Annotated in this window: 19 protein-coding genes and 1 pseudogene; 10 read left to right on the top strand and 10 right to left on the bottom strand. The window is 70.2% G+C overall.

From position 1 onward, the window contains the following. Nucleotides 1-30 precede the first annotated feature (30 nt). Nucleotides 31-1,293 carry a beta-ketoacyl-ACP synthase II gene (gene fabF, locus ABD269_RS19135; RefSeq protein WP_301887643.1) on the top strand — a complete coding sequence of 421 codons (1,263 nt, stop codon included), beginning with the start codon at nt 31-33 and terminating at the stop codon, nt 1,291-1,293. A gap of 72 nt (nt 1,294-1,365) precedes the next feature. On the opposite strand, the gene ABD269_RS19130 is transcribed toward fabF, so the two are convergent. Together ABD269_RS19130 and ABD269_RS19125 are read right to left on the bottom strand one after the other, a co-directional pair. Beyond that, on the bottom strand, nt 1,366-2,244 hold the full coding sequence (locus ABD269_RS19130; RefSeq protein WP_344119355.1) for an NAD(P)-dependent oxidoreductase: 879 nt from the start codon (nt 2,242-2,244) through the stop codon (nt 1,366-1,368). 73 nt (nt 2,245-2,317) lie between these two features. Next, nucleotides 2,318-2,812, bottom strand: a complete 495-nt coding sequence (locus ABD269_RS19125; protein WP_116211498.1) for a DUF3145 domain-containing protein — start codon at nt 2,810-2,812, stop codon at nt 2,318-2,320. Nucleotides 2,813-3,135: 323 nt separating this feature from the next. On the opposite strand from ABD269_RS19125, the gene ABD269_RS19120 reads away from it, so the two are divergent. Continuing rightward, the gene (locus tag ABD269_RS19120) at nt 3,136-4,026 is read left to right on the top strand and encodes an SGNH/GDSL hydrolase family protein (RefSeq protein WP_344119352.1); all 891 of its coding nucleotides are present in this window, start codon (nt 3,136-3,138) and stop codon (nt 4,024-4,026) included. A 72-nt stretch (nt 4,027-4,098) separates the two neighbouring features. Here ABD269_RS19120 and ABD269_RS19115 read toward each other — a convergent pair whose 3' ends face one another. Further along, entirely contained in the window at nt 4,099-6,576 is a 2,478-nt protein-coding gene (locus tag ABD269_RS19115; RefSeq protein ID WP_344119351.1) for a glycoside hydrolase family 3 protein, read from the bottom strand. An 82-nt stretch (nt 6,577-6,658) separates the two neighbouring features. Continuing rightward, the gene (locus ABD269_RS19110) at nt 6,659-7,294 is read right to left on the bottom strand and encodes a TetR/AcrR family transcriptional regulator (protein ID WP_344119349.1); all 636 of its coding nucleotides are present in this window, start codon (nt 7,292-7,294) and stop codon (nt 6,659-6,661) included. 108 nt (nt 7,295-7,402) lie between these two features. On the opposite strand from ABD269_RS19110, the gene ABD269_RS19105 reads away from it, so the two are divergent. Together ABD269_RS19105 and ABD269_RS19100 are read left to right on the top strand one after the other, a co-directional pair. Further along, on the top strand, nt 7,403-8,131 hold the full coding sequence (locus ABD269_RS19105; protein ID WP_344119510.1) for a hypothetical protein: 729 nt from the start codon (nt 7,403-7,405) through the stop codon (nt 8,129-8,131). 78 nt (nt 8,132-8,209) lie between these two features. Beyond that, nucleotides 8,210-9,760 carry a serine hydrolase domain-containing protein gene (locus tag ABD269_RS19100; RefSeq protein ID WP_344119347.1) on the top strand — a complete coding sequence of 517 codons (1,551 nt, stop codon included), beginning with the start codon at nt 8,210-8,212 and terminating at the stop codon, nt 9,758-9,760. Nucleotides 9,761-9,841: 81 nt separating this feature from the next. On the opposite strand, the gene ABD269_RS19095 is transcribed toward ABD269_RS19100, so the two are convergent. Both ABD269_RS19095 and ABD269_RS19090 read right to left on the bottom strand, forming a co-directional pair. After that, a complete protein-coding gene (locus ABD269_RS19095; RefSeq protein ID WP_344119345.1) occupies nt 9,842-10,564 on the bottom strand; it encodes a carbon-nitrogen hydrolase family protein in 723 nt (240 codons plus the stop codon). A gap of 7 nt (nt 10,565-10,571) precedes the next feature. Next, entirely contained in the window at nt 10,572-11,846 is a 1,275-nt protein-coding gene (locus tag ABD269_RS19090; protein WP_344119344.1) for a pyroglutamyl peptidase, read from the bottom strand. Between the two features lie 89 nt (nt 11,847-11,935). Between ABD269_RS19090 and ABD269_RS19085 the strand changes: the two genes are divergently transcribed. Continuing rightward, on the top strand, nt 11,936-12,706 hold the full coding sequence (locus ABD269_RS19085; protein ID WP_301887628.1) for an MgtC/SapB family protein: 771 nt from the start codon (nt 11,936-11,938) through the stop codon (nt 12,704-12,706). Nucleotides 12,707-12,744: 38 nt separating this feature from the next. On the opposite strand, the gene ABD269_RS19080 is transcribed toward ABD269_RS19085, so the two are convergent. Further along, nucleotides 12,745-13,248: an ATP-binding protein gene (locus ABD269_RS19080; protein ID WP_344119342.1), complete on the bottom strand. Its 504-nt coding sequence runs from the start codon at nt 13,246-13,248 to the stop codon at nt 12,745-12,747. 198 nt (nt 13,249-13,446) lie between these two features. Here ABD269_RS19080 and ABD269_RS19075 point away from each other — a divergent pair, with 198 nt between their 5' ends. The 5 genes from ABD269_RS19075 (at nt 13,447) to ABD269_RS19055 (ending at nt 17,093) form a co-directional block, all read left to right on the top strand. Beyond that, nucleotides 13,447-14,298 carry a helix-turn-helix domain-containing protein gene (locus tag ABD269_RS19075; RefSeq protein WP_344119340.1) on the top strand — a complete coding sequence of 284 codons (852 nt, stop codon included), beginning with the start codon at nt 13,447-13,449 and terminating at the stop codon, nt 14,296-14,298. Between the two features lie 10 nt (nt 14,299-14,308). Further along, on the top strand, nt 14,309-14,500 hold the full coding sequence (locus ABD269_RS19070) for a hypothetical protein (RefSeq protein ID WP_344119337.1): 192 nt from the start codon (nt 14,309-14,311) through the stop codon (nt 14,498-14,500). A 12-nt stretch (nt 14,501-14,512) separates the two neighbouring features. Next, nucleotides 14,513-14,704, top strand: coding sequence for a hypothetical protein (locus ABD269_RS19065; protein WP_344119335.1), 192 nt, complete (start codon nt 14,513-14,515; stop codon nt 14,702-14,704). A gap of 242 nt (nt 14,705-14,946) precedes the next feature. Then, nucleotides 14,947-15,453 (top strand): DUF6879 family protein, encoded by a 507-nt coding sequence (locus tag ABD269_RS19060; protein WP_344119333.1) that lies wholly within the window; start codon nt 14,947-14,949, stop codon nt 15,451-15,453. Nucleotides 15,454-15,800: 347 nt separating this feature from the next. Beyond that, nucleotides 15,801-17,093 carry a preATP grasp domain-containing protein gene (locus ABD269_RS19055; protein ID WP_344119331.1) on the top strand — a complete coding sequence of 431 codons (1,293 nt, stop codon included), beginning with the start codon at nt 15,801-15,803 and terminating at the stop codon, nt 17,091-17,093. A 19-nt stretch (nt 17,094-17,112) separates the two neighbouring features. On the opposite strand, the gene ABD269_RS19050 is transcribed toward ABD269_RS19055, so the two are convergent. The 3 genes and pseudogenes from ABD269_RS19050 to ABD269_RS19040 all read right to left on the bottom strand — a co-directional run bounded on the left by ABD269_RS19050 (nt 17,113) and on the right by ABD269_RS19040 (nt 20,868). Then, entirely contained in the window at nt 17,113-18,348 is a 1,236-nt protein-coding gene (locus ABD269_RS19050; protein ID WP_344119329.1) for a cytochrome P450, read from the bottom strand. A 41-nt stretch (nt 18,349-18,389) separates the two neighbouring features. After that, nucleotides 18,390-19,172: an SDR family NAD(P)-dependent oxidoreductase gene (locus ABD269_RS19045; protein WP_344119327.1), complete on the bottom strand. Its 783-nt coding sequence runs from the start codon at nt 19,170-19,172 to the stop codon at nt 18,390-18,392. 398 nt (nt 19,173-19,570) lie between these two features. Continuing rightward, nucleotides 19,571-20,868, bottom strand: a pseudogene (locus ABD269_RS19040) (IS1380 family transposase). Nucleotides 20,869-21,318: the final 450 nt, after the last annotated feature.

The following is a 21,318-nucleotide window of genomic DNA, read 5'->3' as shown; positions in this document are numbered from 1 at the left end:
AGCACCTCTACACGTGGAGACAGAATCCCTGTGAACCCGACCAATCGCACCGTGGTCGTCACCGGTATCGGCGCAACCACACCGCTGGGTGGCGACAGCGCATCGACCTGGGAAGGCCTGCTCGCCGGGCGCTCGGGCGTCAAGCCCCTGGAGGGCGAGCGCTTCGCCGAGCTCCCGGTCCGGATCGCGGCCCGCGCGGCCGTGGACCCCGAGGACGTCCTGCCCCGCCCGCTCACCCGCAAGACGGACCGGTCCGCGCAGTTCGCGCTGATCGCCGCCCGTGAGGCGTGGGCCGACGCGGGCTTCACCGCCAAGGCGGGCGAGGACGCCGCGATCGCCCCCGAGCGGCTCGGCACGGTCATCGCCTCCGGCATCGGCGGTGTGACCACCCTGCTCGACCAGTACGACGTGCTCAAGGAGAAGGGCGTCCGCCGCGTCTCCCCGCACACCGTGCCCATGCTGATGCCCAACGGCCCCTCCGCCAACGTCGGCCTGGAGGTGAACGCCCAGGCGGGCGTGCACACCCCGGTCAGCGCCTGCGCGTCCGGCGCCGAGGCGATCGGCTACGCCGTGGAGATGATCCGCACCGGCCGTGCCGACGTGGTCGTCGCCGGCGGCACCGAGGCGGCCATCCACCCGCTGCCCATCGTGGCCTTCGCCAACATGATGGCGATGTCCAAGAACAACGACGAGCCCCAGAAGGCCTCCCGCCCGTACGACAAGGGCCGTGACGGCTTCGTACTCGGCGAGGGCGCGGGCGTCGTCATCCTGGAGTCGGCCGAGCACGCCGCGCGGCGCGGTGCCCGGGTCTACTGCGAGGTGCTGGGCCAGGGCCTGTCCGCGGACAGCCACCACATCGCGCAGCCCGAGCCGACCGGCCGCGGCATCGCCGCTGCCCTGCAGAACCTGCTCGACTCCAGCGACCTCAAGCCTTCGGAGATCGTGCACCTCAACGCGCACGCCACCTCCACCCCGCAGGGCGACGCCGCCGAGATCAAGGCCCTGCGCAAGGTCCTCGGCGACGACCTCGACCACGTGGCGGTGTCCGCCACCAAGTCGATGACCGGCCACCTGCTGGGCGGCGCCGGCGGCATCGAGACGGTCGCGACCGTCCTCGCCCTCTACCACCGGATCGCCCCGCCGACGATCAACGTCGACGAGCTGGACGAGGACATCGACGCGGACATCGTCCGCGACGAGCCCCGCCCGCTCCCGGAGGGCCCGATCGCGGCGATCAACAACTCGTTCGGCTTCGGCGGCCACAACGTGGTCCTCGCCCTCCGCTCGGTCTGATCCCGCGCCCGTACGCGCGAGCGGCCCGCCCCCGGTTCCTCCGGAGGCGGGCCGCTCCGCTTTTCCCGCCGGTCAGCGGTCGAAGCTGGCGAAATACGAAGCGGCCATGTCCTCGTCACCATGGCCCTGCTCACCGGCCCTGCGGAAGCGCTCCGCGCCCGCCGCGGTCACATCCAGCCGCACACCCACCCGCTCCCCCGCGGCCACGATCAGCCGGGCGTCCTTCTCGGCCGTGGTGGTGGCGAAGCTGGGCGGGGTGAACCCGCCGCCGAGGATGAGCGCCGCCTTGGCCCGCAGATAGCCCATGTCGAGCGGGCCGCCCTCGACCGCGTCCAGGAAGCCCGCCGGGTCGACGCCGAGCCCTTCGGCCAGGGCGAGGGCCTCCGCGGTGCCGTGGGTGACGGTGAGCACCCAGCTGTTGAGGACGAGCTTGAGCCGGGTGGCCGCGTCGGCCGGGGCGTCGTCGCCCGCCCAGACCGTACGGCCGCCGATGGCGTCGAAGACGGGCGCGACGACCGTACGGGCCGCCGCGGGCCCGGCGGCCAGGACCGTCAGCTTCCCGGCCTCGGCGGGCTGCTTGGTGCCCAGGACCGGGGCGTCGACGAAGACCAGGCCGTGCTCGTCGGCGAAGCCGGTGAGGGTGTCGAAGCCGTCGAGCCCCGCGGTCGTCGACTGGACCCAGACGGTCCCCGGCCGCAGACCGGGCAGCGCGGCCCGCATCACCTCCAGGGCGGCGGGCCCGTCGTGGAGCATGGTGAGGACGACGTCCGCGCCCCGCACGGCGTCCGCGGGACTGTCCGTGACGCGCACTCCGTCGGCGGCGAGCGGTTCGGCCTTCTCCCGGCTGCGGTTCCAGGCGCGTACGTCGAGACCGGCGCGAGCGAGGTTGCGGGCCATGGCGGCGCCCATGATTCCCGTACCGAGAACGGTGACTGAGGTGGTTTCGGTCATGGCCCGAAGCTAGGCGCTGGAGCATGCTCGAGCGCAAGAGCGCGCCGTTGCCCGCACGGGGGCACCCCCCGGGTCACACCACCTGGTGCAGCCATCTGACCGGCGCACCCTCGCCCGCGTACCGGAACGGCTCCAGTTCGTCATCCCACGGCTTGCCGAGAAGCTTCGCCACCTCGGCCGCCAGATTGCTCTCGCCCCGGCCGGCGCGCGCGAGCGCGGCCCGCAGCCGGTCCTCGGGGATGAGGATGTCGCCGTGGATGCCGGTGACCGCGTGGAAGATGCCGAGCTCGGGCGTGGAGCTGTAGCGCTCGCCCTCGGCGGTCGCGCACGGCTCGGCGGTCACCTCGAAGCGCAGCAGGTGCCAGCCGCGCAGCGCGGAGGCGAGCTTGGAAGCGGTGCCGACCTGCCCCTGCCAGGAGAATTCCGCACGCCAGGTGCCGGGTGAGGCGGGTTGTCTGATCCAGTCGAGCGTGACGCGGACGCCGAGCACGCCCGCCACGGCCCATTCGACGTGCGGGCACAGCGCGCGCGGCGCGGAGTGCACGTAGAGAACTCCACGTGTCGTCACCGGGACCTCCAGTGCGGTTCGAGGTTCGCCTTCCCCAGCGGCCTCGCACCCGTACCGATCCCGCCTGGGACAGCAACAGACATTCTGCCCCAAGGGCCACTCCTGCACCAGCTCGCGAGGTTACCAACAGTAAACACCATCGGGAGCAAATCTCCTGAAAAGGGACAGGATGTGACGTGTTGTCCAAACGGCGATAACCGGAGCGCGAATCTGCCGGGCCCTGCCCGAGCACCCCCGGGGAAAAGCTACCGTGCGGTGGCACCCCTCCGGTGACGTACCGTCGGACCCGTACCGATATCCACCCGGCCGGAGGGGACGAAGCCATGCGGAGCAGCGCGGGACGGAAGGTGCGCGGGGCCGTGCGGGCCGCCGCGGCCATGGCCGTGGCGGGCCTCCTCGTCACCGGCTGTGACGACGGCAAGGGCGGCTCCGCCGCCGCGGAGCCCGAGGCGCGGCCGAGCGCGAGCCCCGCCCCGGCGTGGAAGACCCGGCCCGAGTCGATCGCCTCCCTCGGCGACTCCATCACCCGTGGCTTCAACGCCTGTTCCATCCTCTCCGACTGCCCGGACGCCTCCTGGGCGACCGGCACCCAGGTCGACAGCCTCGCCCGCCGCCTGCTGGCCTCCCCGCAGACGAGCAGCTGGAACCACGCGAAGACCGGTGCCCGGATGTCCGATCTGCCCGCCCAGATGCGGGCCGCCGTCGACAACAAGCCGCAGCTGGTCACGGTGTTGCTCGGCGCCAACGACGCGTGCCGCTCCGACGTCGGCGAGATGACGCCGGTGGACACCTTCCGCACGGACTTCGAGCAGTCGGTCAAGGAGCTGCGCACCGCCCTGCCCACGTCCCAGCTGTACGTCGCCGCCGTCCCGGACCTGAAGCGGCTGTGGTCGCAGGGGCGGACCAACGGCTTTGCCAAGGCGGTCTGGAATCTGGGCGTCTGCCCCTCGATGCTGCGCGACGCGGGCGCCGAGGACGCGGCCTCGGCCGAGCGGCGGGCGCAGGTCGACAAGCGGGTCGGGGAGTACAACGCCGTCCTCGCGGACGTCTGCCGCCGGGACAGGCTGTGCCGCTACGACGGTTCCGTGCACGACTACGGCTTCACGGGCGAGGAGCTGAGCAAGTGGGACTGGTTCCACCCCAGCAAGTCCGGTCAGCGGCAGCTGGCGGACATGGCGTACCGCACGATCACGGCGGCGCGGCCACCGGCGTGAGCGCGTAGAAACCGGAGAAGGGGCGGGGCCGGTCAGGTGGCCCCGCCCCGGTCCGTGCCGGGTCCCGCGGTGTCAGACGGCCGGGCCGTCGATCCGCACGGGCGCGGTCAGCCTGCGGTCGGCGATGCTGCGGCCGGCCTCGGCGGTGTACGTGCCGGGGAGGCGCCGCCAGGCGGCCGCGGCCTCGTCCCACACGTCGAAGGCGCGGGGGTCCAGGGCGATGGCCGCCTCCGCCGTCCGGCCCGGCGCCGCCTCCAGCGAGGCGAAACCGGCCAGTCGACGGACCGGGCGTTCCACCTCGCCGCCCCGAGGGGCGGCGAGATAGATCTGGACCACCTCCCGGCCGAACCGCGTGCCGGTGTTGCGCACGCGGACCGTGGCCACCGGGTCATCCGTACCCTCGCTCCGGATGTCCAGCGCCTCGTACGACCAGTCGGTGTAGCCCAAGCCATGGCCAAAGGCGTAAGCCGGGACCGCCCGCGCCTTCTCCCAGGCACGGTATCCGATGAACACACCTTCCCCATAAGCAAGTTCACCCTCACGTGGGTCAACTTCCGTCACCGGGGCGTCCGCGAGGCGGGCCGGCCAGGTGGTGGGGAGCCTGCCGCCCGGCTCCTCGGCCCCCAGGAGCACGTCCGCGAGGGCCGTACCCGCCTCCTGGCCGGGGAACCAGTCGAGCAGGACGGCGGCGACTCCGTCCCGCCAGGGCAATTCGACGGGGGCGCCGGAATTCACCACGACGACGGTACGGGGGTTGACGGCGGCGACCCTGGCGACGAGTTCGTCCTGGCGGCCGGGCAGGGCGAGGGTGGTGCGGTCGAAGCCCTCGCTCTCGGCGCGCTCGGTCGTCGCGACGACCACGACGGCGGCGTCGGCGGCGGCCGCGACGGCCACGGCCTCCGCCAGCAACGCGTCCGGATCGCGCCGGGGTTCACGGTGAAGGAGGGAGAACGCCACGGCTTCTATGGGGGCGTTCGCCGGTTTTGTCACGGTGTGCACGAGGCTGATGTCGACCGGTTTGCCCTCTTCCAGGGCGACTTCGCCGCGCGGTACGGGCGCGCCCAGGAATGCCTCGAAGGGGTCGGCGTCCGGGCCGGTGGCCTGGGTGCCGTCGAAGAGGACCCGCCCGTCCACGGTGAGCCGGAACCCGCCGGTCCCCCTGGTGCCGAAGGAGTGCGGGCCGCTCTCGCGCGGGGTGAAGGTGCCGATGGCCTCGACGGTGTGCAGGGCGGCGTGCGTGACGCCGTCCGGCAGGTCGCCGGCCCACTGCACGGCGCCGTCCGCCATCTCCTCCCGGCCGAGGACCCGGCCGGCGGCGTCCCGGCAGACGGCGGTGAGGCTGAATCCCTGTCCCGCGACCATGAGTTCGGCGCCGGGATCGGCGCCGGGCGCGTAGGCGAGGACGCCGTCGGGGAGCGCGGCCCGCAGCCCGTCGAGGGGCGACACCACCCGGGCGGGGAAGACCTGCGCCGAGCCGCCGCCGAGGATCCGGGCGTCCCGCGCGGCGCCGCCGAGGAGGGCGACGCGGCGGGTGCGGGCGGGGTCGATGGGCAGGGCGCGCGCGCCGTCCACGACCTCGTTGCGCACGAGGACGAAGGAGCGGCGGGCGATCTCCCGGGCGAGGGCCTCGCCGTCTAGGGGCGCGGGTGGCCGGGTGACGGCGGCCGGTGCCCCGTCCAGCACACCGGCGCGCGCCGCGAGCAGCAACACCCGGCGCGCGGCGGCGTCGACGAGCGCCTCCGGCACCTCGCCCGCCCGCACGGCGGCCGCGAGCGCGGGCCCGTAGACCGTGCGCGGCCCCGGCATGGCGATGTCCAGGCCGCCGCGGACGGCCCGTACGGTGTCGCGGGCGGCGAGCCAGTCGGAGACCGTGCAGCCGTCGAAGCCCCACTCCTCGCGCAGGACTTCGTTCTGGAGGTGGTGGTTCTCGGTCATGCTGACGCCGTTGACCTGGTTGTAGGCGGCCATGACGGCCCAGGGCCGGGCCCGTTCGACGACGGCCTCGAAGGGGGCCAGATAGAGCTCGCGCAGGGCTCGTTCGGGGACGCGGTTGTCGACGGTGAACCGCTCGGTCTCGGCGTCGTTGGCGACGAAGTGCTTCACCGTCGCGCCGACGCCGCCGTCCTGCACGCCCAGGACGTAGCCGGTGCCGATCTCCGCCGTCAGATACGGGTCCTCGCTGTACGCCTCGAAGTGCCGCCCGCCGAGCGGCGACCGGTGAAGGTTGACGGTGGGCGCGAGCAGCAGGTGCACCCCCTTGCGCCGCGCCTCCTGCGCGAGCACGCGACCCGCGCGGCGGGCGAGCTCGGGGTCCCAGGTGGCGGCGAGCGCGGTGGGGCTGGGCAGCGCGAGCGAGGGATCCCCGGCGGTCCACCGCACACCGCGCACCCCGACCGGCCCGTCCGACATGACGAGCGCCCGCAGCCCGATGCGCGGCATCGCGGGCAGCGTCCACATCCCGTCCCCGGCGAGCAGCCGGGCCTTGTCGTCGAGGCCGAGCGCGCGGAGCGCGGCTTCCACGGCGGCTGTACGGGCTCGGTCGTCGGACATGAGGCCCTCCTGCTGCGGGTGGCGGGGAGTTGCCGGACGTCCAGGGTCGCCGAGGGGGCGGAAGGTCTCCAGTGGTGCGCTGTCAGGAACGGCCCGCCTCGATCAGCGTTCCGATGCCCGCGCACAGCAGTCGTACGCTGCGGACGAATTTCTCGTCCTGGTCGTACGCGGTCGCGGCGGACACGGTCTTGGGGAAGCGTTCGTGGAGGTCGGCGATGTGCTGGGGGTCGGTGGGGACGGCGGGGGATTCGCTCTGTTCCTGGAGTACGTAGCCGGTGACGTGGCTGAGCAGGGTGTCGGCGGCGACGATGAGGTGGGCGTCGGGCAGGCCGGCGGCGCCGAAGGTGCGCAGCAGGCGTTCCATCAGCGACAGTGCTCCGGCGCTGAGCACCTTGGGGCTGTCGGCGAACATGATGGCCCCGCCCGCGTGCCGCAGGAGGGTCTGGCGCAGGGTCACTGCCTGGGCCTCGATCTCGTCGCGCCAGTCGGCCTGTCCGGGCAGGGCGGCCAGTGCGGCGCTGCCCGCGTCGTACGCCTGCCGGGATACCCGGTCCGCCATCAGCTGGAGCAGCGCGCTCTTGCTGGGCACGTGGTAGTAGAGGCTCCCGGCGTGCGCCCCGAGGCGCTCCGCCACCTGTCGCATGGACAACCCGTGGTATCCGGACTCGGCGAACACGGCCATGCCCGCGTCGATGATCCGGTCTGCGGTCAGCTTCATGGAACTCACCCTAGCGGTAATTTTCAAACAGTGTTTGAATCTTGCCGTGGACCCGGCTAATGTCGTGTCCAGCACAATCCACACGGAGTTCGAGGGGGGCTGGTGGCGATGGGCGCACTGCTGTTCAACGTGACCACGGCGGCACTGATGGTTCTGATGCTCAACGGGGGTCTGGCCCTCGTCGGGCAGGACACCGTGACCCGGCGCCGGGTCCCCTGGGCCGCGGTCGGGCTGACCGGGATAGCACTCGCCGGGGTCGTGACGCAGCTCTGCTGGTCGGGCGCGATGGACGCCTTCGACAGCGACCCGTCCAGGTCCGGCTGGTGGCGCGTGGTCACCTCGGTCTTCATGCAGAACGGCGGCCTCCTCGGCGGGGCCTGGAACATCGCCACCCTCGCCGTCATCGCGGCCCTCGCGGAGTGGTTCTGGGGCGGCCCCCTGATGGTGGGCCTGTTCGCCGCGGGCATCCTCCTGCCGGAGCACATCGACGCGCTCTTCGGGCAGACCGGCGGCAGCACCGACCCCCGCAACTTCGCCGGGAGTTCGGGAGCGACGTACTTCCTCGCCGCGACGCTGTCCGCCGCCCTCCTGCTGCGCGGCGGCGAGCGCAAGAACATGCTGCTCGCCATCGGCGCGCCCGTGCTCGGCCTGGGCATGTGGTTCGCCCAGGAGAACGGGCACGGCATGGTGACGGCGTACGGCTTCGTCCTCGGCCTCCTGGTCCGCTCCCTGGCCGGCCGCCTGATCAACCCCGACCGCGACCTCCGGCAGCCCCCGCGGACGACCATGGCCTCCCTGGCCGGGCTCGTCGGCAGGCGGCCGCGCCAGGCCGACTAGTCACCGGCCGCATCACCCGAGACCGGCACCGAAGTTCAACACCGAGTTCAGCACCGAGTCACCTCTGGGGGAGACGTCATGCCCGAGAACGTGTACCAGGAAGTGTCGAGGGTCGTGGACGAGGAGGTGAAGAACGTGTACCGGGAGGTGACGAGGCTCGTGGACGAAGAGGTGGCGAAGCTCATGGACCGCACCAACCGCGAGGTGGACCGCGTCGTGAACCGCGCACTGGGCGTGGCCGCCCCCGAGGGCTTCGACACCGCCCGCTGGCAGGCCCGGCTCGACGAGCTCCTCGCCGCCCACCGCATCCCCGGCGCCGCCCTGGCCGTCCTGGCCGACGGGGAGATCCACGAGCTGGCGAGCGGCATCCTGCACACACGGACCGGCGTCGAGGCGACCACCGACTCGGTGTTCCAGATCGGCTCGATCAGCAAGGGCTACACCGCGGCCCTCGCGGTGCTGCTCGCGGACACCGGGAAGCTCGACCTGGACGCGCCCGTCGCGGACGTCCTGCCGGACTTCGCCGTCGCCGACGCGGAGGCGTCCCGTACGGTCACGCCGCGCCAGCTGCTCAACCACACCAGCGGCATCGAGGGCGACTTCGCCCACGACAGCGGCCGCGGCGACGACTGCCTGGCCCGCTACGTCGAGGCCGCGCGGCACGTCGGGATGACCAACCCGCCCGGCGCCACCATGTCCTACTCCGGCACCGCCTACAACATCCTCGGCCGGATCGTCGAGGTCGTCACCGGCAGGACCTGGGACGAGGCGCTCAAGGAGCTGCTCCTCACCCCGCTCGGGCTCGACCGCACGATGACCCTGCCCGAGGAAGTGCTGCGCTTCCGGGCCGCGATGGGACACATGGGAGACCCCGGCGAGGACCCGGTCCCCACCCCGATGTGGAACATGCTGCCCCGCTCCGCCGGCCCCTACGGCGGGATCAGCGCCACCGCCGCCGACGTCGTCCGCTTCGCCCGGATGTTCGTCGACGGCGGCACGGCGGCGGACGGCACCCGGGTGCTCTCCCCCGCGGCCGTGGCGGCCATGCTCAACCGCGAGGTCGAGATGCCCGACCAGTGGTTCCTCGGCGCCCACTGGGGCCTGGGCTGGGGCCTGTTCGAGTGGGACGGCGCGCGCGGCTTCGGCCACGACGGCAGCACGTTCGGGCAGCTCGCCTATCTGCGCGCCATCCCCGAGAAGGGCCTCGCCATCGCCCTCCTGACCAACGGCGGCGGCGCCGCGCCCAAGGTCTTCGAGGCGCTCTGCCGCGAACTGACCGCCGAGCTCGCCGGGGTGACCATGCCCGCGTTCGGGCCGCCCGAGCAGCCGCCCGCCGTGCGGACGGAGCCGTTCACCGGCGCGTACCGGCGCGAGGGCTTCCTCATGACCATCACCGACCGCCCCTCCGACGAGGGCGTCCTGCAGCTGACGTACGAGGGCGCCGACGGGCTGGCGGGCACCTTCGACCCCCTCGTCTGGCACCTGACCCCGGTCTCGGACACCCCGGCGAAGACGGTCTTCGCGGGGCGCCGCAGCGCGAAGGACGGCTGGATCCCGGTGGTCTTCTACGCGCTGGCGGACGGCAGCCGCTACGTCCACTTCGGCGTACGGGCCACGGCGAAGTCCTGACCCGGGGTCCGGGGCGGAGCCTCCCCCACGCGGCGGAGCCGCAAATCGACACAGCCGGGAAGGGGCGGGGCCGGGGAGAAGTCAGGCGCTCACCTCCGCCAGCACCAGCCCCTCCTCCCGGCCCGCCGCCACCGCGGCAACCGCCCCGGACGGCCCCCACACCCCACTCAGCCCGCAGCCCTCATACGGCCCCGACCGCCCCGAGTGATTCGCCAGCAGCACATACAGACCATTGGCCCGGGCCAGCTCGGGGAAAACCGTCGGCCACGCCTCCCGCCCGCTCTCGCCGTAGAGCGAGCTGAGCAGCAGCACCCCGCACCCCGCCTTCGCCGCGCAGGCCCCGGCCTCGGGGAAGTGCGCGTCGTAGCAGATGCCGAGGCCGAAGCCGACGCCGTCGAGGGTGAAGGAGCCGTCGACCGTGCCCCGGACGAAGCCCTCGGCGGTCTCCGAGTCGGTCACGTGCTGCTTGTCGTAGCGGGTGAGCAGTTCGCCGTCCGGCCCGTAGACGTACGAGCTGATCGTGGGGCCCGCCTCCGTGCGCCCCGCGCAGTTGACGACGGCGGTGACGCGGGCCGCCCGGCACGCGGCGCGGACCGGTGCGAGGCGGGGGTCGTCGGGGGCGGTCGTCAGGCGGTCCTGGCCGGCCACGATCGCCCCGAGTTCGTAGCCGGTCACGGCCAGTTCGGCGAAGACGACGACCGAGGCGCCCCGCTCGCCGGCCTCGGTGACGAAGCCGGCCATCCGGGCCGCATTGGCCTCGATGTCGAGCGCCCGGGCCGGGAACTGCGCTGCTGCGATGATCATCCGGCCATCATGGCCGAACCGCGCCGCCCGCGGCCACCGCGATCACGGACCGGGTCTGCGCGATGATCGCGAGCCGGTTCCGTACGAATTCGGGGTCGCTGACCCGCCCGTTCGCCGGGTCGGTGTTGCCCGCGCCGAACTCCAGCACCGGCGTGTGCAGATGGCCGCCCGGCACCCGCAGCCGTACCGCGTCGCGGAGCAGGGTCGCGCGGTAGGCGATCTCGTTGGAGAGGTAGTCGCCCCCGCCGCCCTCGCGGGCCGTGGATCCGGGCGTCGGCCCGTCCGGCCGTACGACGGGGGCCGTGCCGCCCGCCGGGATCTCGGTGACGGCGGTGTGGTCGTACACCGGGTACGGCCCGGTCCGCGTCGCCGTGATCGCGGCGTACGGCAGGGTCGTCGACGTCCACTGCGGCTGCGGGCGCACGGTGGGGACGCCGGGCGGTACGGGCACGGTCTCCGTACGGGAGACACCGGCGTTGTCGGGGGAGCCGCCGCGCCACGCGCCGTTGGTGCGCTCGACGTCGAAGCGGCCGGGTCGGCCCTGGCTGATGGTGGTGAAGAGGTCCACGCGGCGCGGACCGGGCCGGAAGTACGGCAGCAGCGTCCGCTCGACCGTGCCGTCCGCGAAGTCCGCCCAGCGCACCGGGAAGACGACCGCCTCGACGCGCGCCGGGCCGTCGGCGGTCCGGACCGTCGTGCCGTCCAGGGCGAGCGCCGCCGCGCCGGAGGGGTTCGAGCGCCGCGCGTCGGCGTCCAGTTGGAACGGGTCGAAGCCGGTGATCAGCACGCGCTTCACGCCGGGCCCCGGCGGCAGGTCGATCGAGTCCTGGCCGCGCGAGGACCGTTCCACCTTGTCGATCAGCTCCGTGCGCTGCTTTCCGGACAAAGAGAAGGCGGGCTTCCACTCCCGGAGCGTCCGCGTCATGCCCAGCCGCGCCCAGTACAGCGGCCGGTCGTCGTCCCGGCTCAGCTCGCCCCCGGCCGGGCCCCGCCCCTGCGCCCGGTCCACGGCGCGCCGCCACAGCCGCTGCCCGTCGCGTACGGCCACGCGCCCGGCCTGCGCGGGCGTACGGGCCGCCGCCAGGTCACGGCCGAAACCCGGCGCCACGTCGGCGAACCCGCTCAGCCGCAGGATCTCCTGCGGCACGGGACCGGGGAGCCGCTGCTCCTCGACCGTGACCTGTGGGGCGGCAGCGGGGGCCGCGAGAGCGGGAGACGGGGACGCCACGCACACCAGCAGCGCGGCTCCCAGCGACATCAGGACTTTCTCATTGGGTCTCATGGGCCAGAACACAACCACTGCGCGGGCATGGGCGATAGTGGGGCGTCAACTGGCCACACCCAACGGCGATTTCAGGCCACAATTGACGGATGCGAATAGCCGAGTACATCGCCGTGCCGCCGCTCTTCGATACGAGCAGCGGCCAAGGGGTCCGTCAGTTCGTGGAGCTGGGCATCGCCCTGCTCCTCTCCTCCCTCGTCGGGCTGGAACGCGAGTTACAGCAGAAAAGCGCCGGGCTGCGCACCCACACTCTCGTCGGCGTGGGCAGCGCGCTGTTCATGGAGGTCTCGATCCACGGCTTCAACGCCGTGGCCGGGGTCCCCGGCGTCGGCCTCGACCCGTCCCGCGTCGCCGCGCAGATCGTCTCCGGCATCGGCTTCATCGGCGGCGGCCTCATCTTCGTCCGCCGCGACGCCGTACGCGGCCTCACCACTGCGGCCACCATCTGGCTGACCTGCGCCGTCGGCATGGCCTGCGGCGGCGGGCTCCCCCTGCTCGGCGTCGCCGCGACCGTCGTGCACTTCCTCGTCGTCCGCGGCTTCCCGGTCATCACGAAGCGGATGTCGGTCGCCCCCGACGTCGGCCCGGTCGAGCTCCGCCTCTCCTACCGCACGCGCCGCGGCCTGCTCGGCCGCGTCCTGGAGCTGTGCACCAAGCGCGGCTTCCGCGTCACCGACGTCCACGTCGAGGCGGAGGCCGAGGACCGCGGCGACAACCGCGAACGCGGCAAGATCAAGGAGGCCGGCGTCGTCCTGAGCCTGGAGGGCAAGGGCTCGGCCCTCCCCCTCGTCGAGGAACTGACCCACTGGGAAGGCGTCCTGGGCGTGGGCCTGCGCTCCCACCCCGACAGCACGGAGTGAGCCGTACGCGCCCGTCCCGGCGGGGCGGGCGCGACGCCTCAGAACTGCCGCAGCGCGTAGGAAGTGGCCCCGGCACGAGGGATATCGGCCCACACGCGCGTACCCTCGCTCGTCTCCCCCGGCTCCGAGAGCCCCCACGTCCCCTCGCACTCCCGCACGACACAGCCGAGGAGCAGCAGCAGCCGCGTGCGGTGGGACACGCACGTCCTGGTGTCGTCGGGGTCGTGGTGCGTGCGGGGGTGAGGGTCCCAAACGATGGTACGGAGGCTGCCCTCGCGCCATCGGAGAGAGATATAGAGCGACTGGCTCGGCGCGAAGTGCGCTGCGGCGGCGGTGAGTTCACCGACGATCTGCAGCGCCGGAACCTCGATGTCCTTGAGCCCGTGGGCGCGCAGTGACGTACGGGCGTTGTCGCGAGCGATCCCGACGGCTTCGGGCTCACCGGGGACGGTGAAGCTGTACGCGAGCTTTTCGGGTGGCAGTGGGGGGTGCGCCGCCTTGGGGGCGGGCTGGAGGATGAGGGGGCAGAGGCCGATGGGCATACGGCGGCTCCGGGGTTGGGGGGTTTGGGTGTTGGGCAGCGCGCGCTTCCGGCTCACACGGTGCGTAAGCGGCGCGCTACTGAAGTTAGCGAAGCGCGGGGCTAATTGGCGACTCCATCGGCAAAATTGCCCCCATCGGTGGATGGTGTGTGTTGGCAGGCGGCAGACTGCTGCCCATCACGAACGTGAAGGGAAGCCATGGTCGCCAGGACATCGCCCACGGAGCGGCAGAAGCGCGTCGGCTTGGAGCTACACAAGATGCGCGTCGCGTCGGGCGTCAGCGCCGAATCCGTCGCCTCGCTTCTGGGCGTCGACCGCAGCAAGATCTCCAACATGGAGCGTGGGCTGCGGAACATCAGCGCTGACCGACTGCGCAGTTGGGCCTGCCACTGCGACTGCTCCGACGACACGTACGTCACCGCCCTCACCAAACTGGCACAGCCGGAAAGCCCCGGCTGGTGGGAGCGATATCGGGGCGCGCTCCCTGGCGGTCTCCTCGACATCGCGGAGCTGGAGGCCAACGCCGCACGGCTCCGGACGGCGCACACCGTACACATCCCCGGTCTGCTGCAGACCGTCGACCACGCTCGCACCATCTTCGACGTCGCCGTCCCGCCGCTGCCCAAACGCGAGTTTGAGCTGCGGATGGTGCACAGGATGGAACGGCAACGGGTGCTCATGCAGGACGATCCCCCTGAGTACCACTGCGTCGTTCACGAGGCGGCGCTGCGCATGCAGTTCGGCGGCAGGACGGTGGTACGCGCTCAGCTTGAACACCTGATGCACATGTCGGAGCTCAGCCACATCGTGCTGCGCGTACTACCGGTGGCCAGCGGGGCTTTCCCCGGATCGGGCCAGACGCTGGTGTATGCCGAGGGGGCCGTGCCGGCTCTCGACACTGTTCAGATCGACAGCACGCACGGCCCGGAATTTGTCTATGTCGAGGCCCAGCTCGCCAAGTACCGTGATCAGTTGGACTGGATGGAACGACTTGCTTTGGATCCAGAGGCGTCGCGCCGGTTCATCCACGACATCGCTCGACAACTCTGAGGAACCCCCCATGCCCGAGATCACCTGGGAAGACCCGTTCTGCGCCGAGGCCAGCGCGTGCTTCCGGATAGGCGTCGACGACGCAGGCAACGCCTACATCGCGGTGAACGGCGCCGAGGAGCGCTACATCACCGACAGTCGCGAAGCGCTCCGCACCCTGATCCACGAGATCAAGGCGGGCAAGGCCGACCATTTGCTCTGAGAGGGGGCACCTGTGCCCGACATTGCCTGGGAAGACCCTTTCTGCGGAGACGGAAACAACTGCTTCCGGATAGGCACCGACGGCGTCGGCAACGCGTACATCGCCATCAACTGCGCCGAGGACCACTACCTCACCGACACCCGCGAAGCGCTCCGCACGTTCATCCGGGACATCAAAGCCGGCAAGGCCGATCACCTGCTCTGACGTCGTTACCGCAGCTTCGGAGCTACGCGAGCCAAAGCGAGCCCTGGGTGTTCGACCCGCCGTCGCGGTAGCCGCCCCGTCCCGGCCCCCGGCCGTTCCGGCTGGGAGAGATCGGGGGCCCTTTCGTCGTTTGGGCGGCTCCATCCCCGGTCACGGGACGGATGTTCCCGACCACGAGACGATCATCCGTCTGCCCAAGGTCAAGTTGCAGTACATCCCCCAGCCGGACAGCGAGGAGAGCAGTGCCCGCAACACTTGAGGACGAGTGGTCCGGCGTCACCCGGAGCGCTGTCCACCTGGAGATGAGGGACAGCTACATTCGGGACGATCCGGGGTTCATCGCCTGGCAACAAGGGCGGACCGCCGAAGCGGTGGCCAAGTACCAGGGGTGGACTGAGTTGATGAAGCAGGCGACAGCGCGAGGGGTGGTGGTACGCCGTGCTCGTATCGTGAGCGAACCGCTGTCGGACTATTGCCGGTTCGAGTACGACGTGACCGGCCCGGTGAACCTCGCTGGTGGCGAACAGGTGCGCTGGCTGCCCCGTCGTCGCGCCTCTGACATTGCCCTGCCCGGCATCGACTTCTGGGTGTTCGACGGTGCGCACGGGAAGTTCAATCACTTCACGGGTGAGGGTTCCTCCGCCGGCCCGGAACCCTTTGATGACCCCGGCGTGGTGAAGCTGTGCGCTGACGCGTTCGAGGCCGTGTGGGAGCGGGCTACTCCGCATGAGAGGTATCGGCCCGTCTGAGTCATGGCAGCTTCGTCATCGTCCAACGTCCAGGCGGCCCGGCAGGCTCTCCCCGAGGCGTGCGGGTGGGGTTCTCGCGTGTTGGCACCCAAGCCCCCGGATCAAGAGCCGTTCCGTGCCCCGGCCGGCGCTCCCCCACGCACTGGTCAGGGCAGCTGGTCAGATGCTGTTTTGCTACGTTGCGAGATGATGCACTAACCATTACAGCGGCAGATCATGTGACTGATGATCGGGTGTGTCCTTGACCAGTCGTGGTGCCAGGTGTGACGGAGAATCATTTCGGCGCGCGAGCCAAGGAGTTGGCGGTGCTGTTGTAAGGAAATTGCTTAGCCGTGAGACCGTGAGAGGTGCTGCGCGTGCGAAGGGGTACGAGTAGGGCGATTCTAGTGAATACGGTCAGTCATTCGGTTCTCGATGGCCCCACGCCGGAGTTCCTCCACGAGATTGCCGCTCTCACCACTCGGGAGCTGTGGCAGGCGGCGGCCGGAGACTGCGTGGTGACGTGTGCTCCTTGCAGCCCTGCCTTCTTGGACTATGTGGGAAGCGTCCTTGGCCTCACCTTCAGAGGTCGGGCCGATGTCGACGTTGTTGCCCCTTTTGAGGTCCGCGGTGTTCATGCGCTGGACCTTGCCGCGGAGCTGGGGATACTCGATCTGATCACTGCTCGAGCCGTGCTGTCACCGAGCATTCTGGACCGGCGACTGACGTCGTTTGCCAGAGCATCGGACATGCCCGTACTTCCCTACTCGACTCCTCCCGACGAGACGGCCCTCCAGGCGGTCCGGCTGCTCAACTCAAAGATCAACTTTCGGCGGATCGTCCAGTCCCTCGGACTCCCCATCGCGGCTGGAGGGCAGGCTGCGACGGCGGCCGAACTGGTCGCGAAGCTGAGCGAATTCCTACAGAATCGTCAGTCGGCAATCGTGAAACCCGACCTCTCGGGGGGTGGGTGGGGTAGCACGGTCATCCATGCAGATGCTGCCGAGCCCGTCGCACACCAGTTGACGCGGGCATTGGTGGGGCAACCGGAGCGCTGCAACGGCTGGGTGTTCGAGGAGTTTCTTCCCTTTGACGCAGTGCCCAGCGTGCAGATGCTGGTCACAGACGAGGGTCCGTCTGAACTCTTCGGCGGTGACCAGCGGGTCGAGGACCTCAGCTGGGCGGGAATGGTGACGCCGGCTGCCGACCGTCCGGTGCAGGAGAGGCTGGTAAAAGCGGCGTTCATGGTGGGTGACTGGCTTCACGGGTACAGCTACCGGGGGGTGTTCGGTCTGGACTGCGGTTTGTTGGGTGACTCATACGTGGTCACCGAGGCCAACGTGCGGCGAACGGGCGCGACACACGTCGCGGAACTGGCCCGGCGGCTCGGTCCCCCGGGTGGCTTCGGCCACTGGCGCTGCGACACCCGGCGCGGGCGTCTTGATCTGAGCTTCGAGACGGCAGTGCGCCGACTTGACAGGGCGGGGCTCGGCGATCACAACGCACCGGCACGAGTCATCCTCACCACCGACGCTCATATTCAAGAGGGCGTGTGGAGATACGCGGTGCTGGGCCAAGACGGCGAGTGCGTGGCCGAGGCCGAGCAGCAGTTGCACGAGCTCCTGGGCATCCGTCCGCGGTCGGCGGCAGGAAGCCGATAAAGGCCACAAGAGGTGACTTTTACGGTGCTGCGGCCATGACCGGGTCGCCCCGTGTGAGATAGAGCGAGCGGTAGCCGCGGAATCCGAGGTTGGTGTTCCAGTCCAGAGCCTGTGGCCTGTGCAACTGCAGGACAGGGAATTCGTCGAGCAATACGCTCAGTGCTTCCTGGCAGACGACCCGCGCGAAGGTGGAGCCCAGGCAGTAGTGGGGGCCCCGGCCGAACCCGAGATGTGGATTAGGGCTGCGGGTGATGTCGAGGTCGTCGGGCCGGTCCCATGCTTCAGGGTCCCGGTGCGCCGAAGCTGTGTAGAACAGCACCGGATCGCCGGCGCTGATGCGATGTCCCTCGTACGTGAACGACGTGGCCGCCGTGCGGGCGGTGAACTGCACGGGAGTGTCGTAGCGCAGGAACTCATCAACGGCTCCTGGCATGAGGTTTGGTTGCCGTCGCAGCAAGTCCAGCTGACCGGGGTGCTGGTTCAGGGCCCGCACAGCATTGCCGACGAGGTAGCGGGTGGGTTCCATGCCGGCGAACATAAGCTGGATGCACAGAGCTATGGCCTGGTCCTGGCTGGGACGGTAGCCGTCGACGCTATGGGCTTGGATGTGGGCCAGGATGCTGGCGGGGTCGCCGGTGGTGGCAAGGCTGCGCAGGTAGTCCAGCAGGTGCAGGGCGCTGCCCTGGATCCTGCGGATGTCCTCGACTCGCAGATCCGTGGAGCCGTACAGGTCGGCGATGTCGTCCGCCCACCCCTTGAGCACCGGCGCCATGGAGGCAGGAGCTCGGAGAAGTTCCGCGATAACCAGAGCGGGCAGGGGTTCGGCGAAGCTCCCCATGACGTCGACGGCCGGTTCAGCCTTGAGCTGCTGCCGGAGCTGGCCTGCCACCTCCCGGACCAGGGGTGTGAGGTGTTCCTCCGTGAGGTAGGCCAGCGCCCAGACCGCCTGCCGACGCCGCTGCCTGTGGCAGCCGCCGTCCTTGAAGGCCATCCATCGCTCGAACGCGGTGAACATGTCCTCGAACTCGGCACGACAGGGAACAGGGATCTTGGCGGCAGGCAACCGCGCTCGGGAGCTGGAAAGCCTCGGGTCGATGGCGAGCCGGATCATGTCGCGGTGTCGGAAGAGCATCCATGCGCCGTCGAACCGGGGCGACCGGAAGATCGGCTGGTTGCTGCGCATCTGTGCGTAGAACGGGTAGGGGTCCTCGATGAACTCTTGCTTATTGTGGCCGAATATCTCCGGGTCAATCATAGAATTCCCATCCGGCTGAATTGGGTGGTTATTTCTGGCGATCAGACCAGATGTCCGCCTCCGTTCACCAAAAGCACCTCGCCGGAGATGTAAGGTGCGGTCGCGAGAGCAAAGACGGCCTCGGCCACGTCCTCTGCGGTACCGATTCTCCGCAGCGGGGCGCTGGCTTCGATGTGCTTCCGGGCCTGGTGAAAGTAGTCCTGACCCGCCGGGCTGGAATACCAGGGGGTGTCTATCAGGCCGGGAGCCACTGCGTTCACCCGGATTTCCGGGCCGACGACTCTGGCGAGCAAACGCGTCATGTGGTTTACCGCAGCTTTGCTGACGGCGTACGGGACGCAGCTGCCGTTGGCCGTCACACCAGCTTGCGAGGTGATGTTCACGACAGCGCCGGCTCCTGCGGCTTTCAGGTACGGGGATGCCGCCGCTGTCATCTGCCATGTCCCGATTACATTTACCGCGAGGATTTCCCGCCAGATCTCCGCATTTGCCGCCGCCAGATCGTGTAGCGGGACGAATCGCGTCGTGCTTGCGTTGTTCACCAGGATGTCCAGGTGTCCAAACTCGGATATCGCTGCCCCGACCAGCCTGACAGTGTCCTCGTGGACGGACACATCGCCCTGCACATAGATGGCCTGAGGCAGTGAAGCCGCCAATTTTTCCCCCGCTGTGACGGAGGTCGCGGAGTTCACCACAATCCGCATCCCGGCAGCAGCCATACGCTTGACCACTGCGGCCCCAATACCAGACGATGAGCCAGTCACCAGCGCCACCGGAGCGGCGCCCGAGGGTGGAGTGACGTCGCCCCGGCTGTAAGGGTGCATGAGAAACTCCTCCTCAAGGGGAAGCGTGATATTCCCATTCACCTACAGCAATTGAGCGCAAGCACGTTCGGCCGCGCTGTTTGGGTGAATCAGAGGGAGCCACACGACGCCCCCGCTAGGGGAAATGCGGCCAGAGGCTGGCTGGGCTGTGCGAGGCATCGCGTGAGGTGCAGGTACACAAAACGGCATTCGTGGCAGCGCCGCATGGGGCCAACAGGTCGCCCGCTACCGGCCCGGAGGCACTCAGCCCGAATCCATCGGCGTGATTCCGGAGTGATCGTTTCGCGTGCTTCGGGGCTCTGCTCTGCTTGAGGGCGTGCGGTGCCCGCTGGTCTGCCCAGCTCTTCCACGGGTTCAGGGGGCTCGGGCCCTCGCGGGCAGATGGTGGGGCGGGTCAGTCAGTTGGCCGGTGGTGCGTGGGCGGCGGTGAACAGGTCGACGAACGCGTGCTGCCAGGGCCATCGCTTCGGAAGATGCAGAACCAACTTCCGTGCGGTGCGGGCGATTCGGGCCGGGACGTGGATCAGGTGCGCGCGCAGGGTTGCGGTCATGGCCTTCGCGTGGAAGGTTCCGGCGAGGGCTCCGGCGGCCCGCAGCAGGTTGTGGGCGATCGCCCGGAGCGTGAGCCAGGCCGCGTTGGCCTGGAAGTCGCCGGAGGGCAGGTGGGCCAGCGCGGCACTCTTGCCGTCCGCGATGACCTGCTCGATCGTGGCGTGCTGGCGGTGCTGGAGTTCGGCCTGGAGCATCTCGAACGGGCTGTCGGTGAAGACGGGATGGTAGCGCCAGGCGGTGAACAGCTCGCCCTGCCCGGCCGCGACCTGCGCGTTCAGGCGGCGGACCCGGCGCACGATCAGCCTGGCGGTGACGTGCTCGGCCTTCTTGCGGCCGGTGAACGCCGTGTACTGGACCTCGGCGACCTCCGCGTCGGAGACCAGTTCGCCCGTGTCCGGGTCGACGAACGCGTCCGGGTAGCGGATCGCCGTCCACTCGTCCTGGTCGATGGCGCTGATCGCGGCGGCGACGTGCGGGTTCATCCGCACCGTGAGCGAGAAGCGGCACCCGCCCTCCGGCACGCTGCCGTCACGTCGGCGTTGTGGAACTGGCTGTCCGCGCGGACGACCACAGTGCCGGTCGCGCCGGCCTGCCGGGCCGCGGCCAGGGCCTCGCCGGTGAACGGGCCGGCGCCGCGAGCGTCGGCGGCCTTGCCCCTGCGCAGGCGGACCGCCGCGATCACGGGGCGGGCCAGCGGCGTCGAGAGCGTGGCCAGGATCGGATGCAAGGTCCACTGCCCCTTCAGTCGTCCGACCTTGGCACCCTGCTTGGCGTACCCGAACACGCGCCGGTGGGTCGGGTCGACATCCACGAAAGCGACCTGTCCGACACCGGGCAGCAGGGGCGTCGAGTGGGCCAGGCGGGCCAGGAACTCCCGGTGCACCGCGTGGAGTTGGCGGACGTGGGCGTGGGTGAACGCGCGCAGGAAGCTGCCCAGGATGGAAGGCGCGCGGACCCCGGCGAACAGCCTGTTCATCGCGCCTGCACTGTTGGCCACACTGGTGATCCGCAGCCGGTCGGCGACCAGATCGGGCAGACCGCGCCGCTCGGCCAGCCGGACCAGTGACACCAGCCCGGCGTTCGCGACCAGGTTGGACTCGTCGAACGCGACCGAGACGCCCGAGGAGCCGTGAGAGGACTGCACTTACGAGATGCCTTGCTGATTGTGCTTGATGGAGACGTAGGAATCCCCATCATCGCAGGTCACAAGGCATCTCTTCGTTCCAGTACTCTCTCACCGCAGAGATCAGCCGGTGGATTCGGGCTCAGACACATCGCTGGACCGACGAGCCCGCCTCATCTGAATGCCTGTTTCTCTTCCTCCGTAGGGATTACGGGTGCCGGGCAGAGCTCGGTTGCGGAGCCTGATCGGGGTACGCCTTCCGGGGATCAGTGACAAGGAAACTCCCCCGCTCGCGGTTACGGGGAGAGGTAAGAGGAGGACGGCGATGTCTTTCCCAACTCAGGCTCGTTCCTCCGTAGAGGATCTGCCGTTTGTGGATGTTACCGCCGTCGGCTTCACGTGGGAGGATCCCGTGGTGGCGGCGGCGCGGGAGGAATGCTGGGCGGCCCGTACTCCCGTAGGGCTGCTGGT

It is taken from the genome of Streptomyces blastmyceticus (assembly GCF_039521185.1).
Lineage (GTDB): Bacteria > Actinomycetota > Actinomycetes > Streptomycetales > Streptomycetaceae > Streptomyces > Streptomyces blastmyceticus.
The sequence above is the reverse complement of the archived record's forward strand: the minus strand, read 5'-3'. Positions and strand labels throughout refer to the sequence as shown.